Source organism: Stenotrophomonas sp. SPM, assembly GCF_003105135.1.
Classification (GTDB): domain Bacteria; phylum Pseudomonadota; class Gammaproteobacteria; order Xanthomonadales; family Xanthomonadaceae; genus Stenotrophomonas.
The window spans coordinates 1-3,693 of the sequence record NZ_QETL01000180.1 but is presented as its reverse complement, the minus strand read 5'-3'; the positions used below and the strand labels follow the sequence as shown (position 1 = coordinate 3,693).

Annotated in this window: 3 protein-coding genes; 1 reads left to right on the top strand and 2 read right to left on the bottom strand. The window is 67.9% G+C overall.

From position 1 onward, the window contains the following. The coding region (locus DCO49_RS19650; protein WP_165835759.1) for a sigma-E factor negative regulatory protein at positions 1-412 on the bottom strand (412 nt) is incomplete at its 3' end. Beyond that, positions 409-1,029, bottom strand: a complete 621-nt coding sequence (gene rpoE / locus DCO49_RS19645; protein ID WP_079222753.1) for an RNA polymerase sigma factor RpoE — start codon at positions 1,027-1,029, stop codon at positions 409-411. The genes DCO49_RS19650 and rpoE, both read right to left, overlap by 4 nt. Positions 1,030-1,264: 235 nt before the next feature. Between rpoE and DCO49_RS19640 the strand changes: the two genes are divergently transcribed. After that, positions 1,265-3,328: a 3-hydroxyacyl-CoA dehydrogenase NAD-binding domain-containing protein gene (locus tag DCO49_RS19640; RefSeq protein ID WP_116865417.1), complete on the top strand. Its 2,064-nt coding sequence runs from the start codon at positions 1,265-1,267 to the stop codon at positions 3,326-3,328. Positions 3,329-3,693: the final 365 nt, after the last annotated feature.

The window sequence follows — 3,693 nt, the reverse complement described above, 5'->3', positions numbered from 1 at the left end:
CGGGACCGGCATCCTCCAGTTTCTCGCCGCCCATGAACAGGGCCACGGCGGCCACCGAGGCGGCCAGTGCGGCACCGCCACCCCAGGCACGCCAACCGGTGCGGCGCACCAGGCGGCGCGGCTCGGCCCGCGTCGCCGGCTCGGCGGCGATGGCAGAAGCCACGGCGGCACTGAACCCCGGCGGGGCCAGCAGCGAGGCCTGGCCACGCATGACGTCACCGAGCAGCTGCCAGCGTTCCTGGCTGCCGGACAGTTCCGGGTCGTGTTCCATGCGGCGCAGCAGGAAGCGGGCCTCATCGGCACCGAGCTCGCCATCGACCAGGGCCGACAGCTGTTCGCGGTGGCGCTGGTCCAGGCGCTGCCCGGCGGGGGATTGGTGGTTCTGCGATTCGTTCAACGGACTGTGGGTCATACGCGGCTCTTCTCGCGGGTGGCGCTGCCGATATCCAGCAGCGGCCGGAGTTCAGTGTCGATCGCCTCGCGCGCCCGGAAGATCCGGGACCGCACGGTGCCGATCGGGCACCCCATCTTCTGCGCGATTTCCTCGTAACTCAGGCCTTCCACCTCGCGCAGGGTGATCGCCGACCGGAGTTCTTCCGGCAGCGCGTTGACGGCCTTCATCACCGTCTGTTCCAGCTCCTGGCGCATCAACTCGCGTTCGGGCGTGTCGGTGTCGCGCAGGCGTGTCCCGGTATCGAACTGCTCGGCGTCGCCGATGTCGATGTCATCGGTCGGCGGGCGTCGGTTGTGTGAAGCCAGGTAGTTTTTAGCGGTATTCACGGCGATCCGATGCAACCAGGTGGAGAACTGGGCATCGCCACGGAAACTTCCGATCGCGCGGTAGGCGCGGATGAAAGTGTCCTGGGCGACGTCCTGACATTCGCTCCAGTCGGCGATGTAGCGACCGACCAGACCGACGACCCGGTGCTGGTACTTGCGTACCAGGACATCGAAGGCCGCGCTCTCGCCGCGCTGCACGCGCCGGACCAGTTCCAGATCCAGCTCCTGCGGTGTTTCAACATCGGCCATGAGGGGCCGCACTCCTGTCAGCCCAACCGACGTCGGGCAATGAGACTGCCAATCCCGGGAAAAGTTCAGTCGCCGATCACCTGGCGCCGCACCAGCTTTTAACCACCGTTCCGCTAGCGTCCCGGTCCGGGGCCATGGATCCGGGGTCGCCACTCCCCAGCTATAGGGATTTGACGCGGGGGAAACAACCTCTGGATCATAGCCGCTTCTCCATACACAACCGGATGGAACGTTCATGCTCTCAGGCTTCGATGGTCTCCGCTTCAGCCACTGGCACCCCGAGATCCGCGATGACGGCGTGGTCGTGCTGTCTTTGGATCGTCAGGACAGCAGTGTCAACGCGATGTCGCAGGACGTGCTGCTGGAGCTGGGCGACCTGCTCGAGCGCATCGCCCTGGACCCGCCCAAGGGCGTGGTCATCCAGTCGCTGAAGAAGGCCGGCTTCATCGCCGGGGCGGACCTGAAGGAGTTCCAGGAGTTCGACCGCCGCGGCACCGTGAACGACGCGATCCGCCGCGGCCAGTCCACCTACCAGAAGCTGGCCGAGCTGCCCTGCCCCACCGTGGCGGCCATCCACGGCCACTGCCTGGGCGGCGGCACCGAGCTGGCGCTGGCCTGCCGCTACCGCGTGGCCTCCAATGACAGCAGCACCCGCATCGGCCTGCCGGAGACCCAGCTGGGCATCTTCCCGGGCTGGGGCGGCAGCGCGCGGCTGCCGCAGCTGGTGGGCGCGCCCTCGGCGATGGACATGATGCTGACCGGCCGCACCCTGTCGGCCTCGGCCGCCCGCGGCATCGGCCTGGTCGACAAGGTGGTGGCCCCAGCGGTGGTACTCGATACCGCCGTGGCCCTGGCCCTGTCCGGCACCACCCGCCCGTTCAAGCAGCACGCCACCGCCTGGGCAACCAACACCTGGCTGGCGCGCAAGCTGCTGGCCCCGCAGATGGTCAAGCAGGTCGCACGCAAGGCGAAGAAGGACCAGTACCCGGCGCCGTACGCGCTGATCAGCACCTGGCAGCGCACCGCCGGCAAGCCGGTGCAGGCGCGCCTGGACGCCGAGCGCCGCGCCGTGGTGAAGCTGGCCAGCACGCCAACCGCGCGCAACCTGATCCGCATCTTCTTCCTGACCGAACGCCTGAAGGGCCTAGGCGGCGGCGATTCCGGCATCCGCCACGTGCACGTGGTCGGCGCCGGCGTGATGGGCGGCGACATTGCCGCCTGGGCCGCCTACAAGGGCTTCGAGGTGACGCTGCAGGACCGTGAGCAGCGCTTCATCGACCGGGCCATGGAACGTGCGCAGGCCCTGTTCGCCAAGAAGGTGCGCGACGAGAGCAAGCGCCCGGCGGTAGCGGCGCGCCTGCGTGCCGACCTGGAAGGCAACGGCGTGGCCGAGGCCGACCTGGTCATCGAAGCGATCATCGAGAACCCGGAGGCCAAGCGTGCGCTGTACCAGACGCTGGAACCGAAGATGAAGCTGGACGCGCTGCTGACCACCAACACTTCGTCGATTCCGCTGGTGGAACTGCGCGACCACATCCAGCGCCCGGCCCAGTTCGCCGGCCTGCACTACTTCAACCCGGTGGCGCAGATGCCGCTGGTGGAAATCATCCACCACGACGGCATGGCGCCGGAGACCGAGCGCCGCCTGGCCGCGTTCTGCAAGGCGCTGGGCAAGTTCCCGGTGCCGGTGGCCGGTAGTCCGGGCTTCCTGGTCAACCGCGTGCTGTTCCCGTACATGCTGGAAGCGGCCACCGCCTATGCCGAAGGCATTCCGGGCCCGGTGATCGACAAGGCGGCGGTGAAGTTCGGCATGCCGATGGGCCCGATCGAACTGATCGACACGGTGGGCCTGGACGTGGCCGCCGGCGTGGGCAAGGAGCTGGCACCGTTCCTGGGCCTGCAGGTGCCCGAGGCGCTGGCGACGGTGGACCCGGCCAAGCGCGGCAAGAAGGATGGCCAGGGCATCTACACCTGGGAAAACGGCCGGGCGAAGAAGCCGGACGTGGCCCGCGACTACCAGGCCCCGGCGGACCTGGAAGACCGCCTGATCCTGCCGCTGCTGAACGAGGCGGTGGCCTGCCTGCACGAAGGCGTGGTGGCCGACGTGGACCTGCTTGATGCCGGAGTGATCTTCGGTACGGGCTTTGCCCCGTTCCGCGGCGGTCCGATCCAGCACATCCGTGCGGTGGGTGCCGATGCGATCGTCGAGCGGCTGAAGGCGCTGCAGCAGCGCCACGGCGACCGATTCGCCCCGCGCCCGGGCTGGGACAACCCGGTCCTGCGCGAACCCGTGGTCTGAGTTTGTCAGCCGGGCCTGCGGCCCGGCACCTGCTGAGGCAACAGCAACAACAACAGCCGAAGCCAGAGCCGTAGCAGCAGCCGGCTCTGGCTTTTCTGTTTGTTGGGCGGGGCGGTGTGGGCTTGCAGGACACGCCGTAAACCCATCCTTGGGGGCTCGTAGGCGCCATCCGTGGCGCCTGCGGTCCTGCAAGCCCACCGCCCCACCCCGGAAAGCTTTCCGGTGACGGTGGGTAAACCGCGAATCCGTTAGGTGTCGACCTTGGTCGACACGCTTGGTCCACGCCTGGGTGGGTACGAGCGAAGCGACCTGCGTTTGATTTTGATTTTCTTTTTTCTTTTCCGTGGCTGACGCGCCCGGAAACT

Bases quoted from the DNA above. Each gene is read 5' to 3' on its own strand.
- rpoE (WP_079222753.1), bottom strand. From the start codon at position 1,029: ATGGCCGATGTTGAAACACCGCAGGAGCTGGATCTGGAACTGGTCCGG.
- DCO49_RS19640 (WP_116865417.1), top strand. From the start codon at position 1,265: ATGCTCTCAGGCTTCGATGGTCTCCGCTTCAGCCACTGGCACCCCGAG.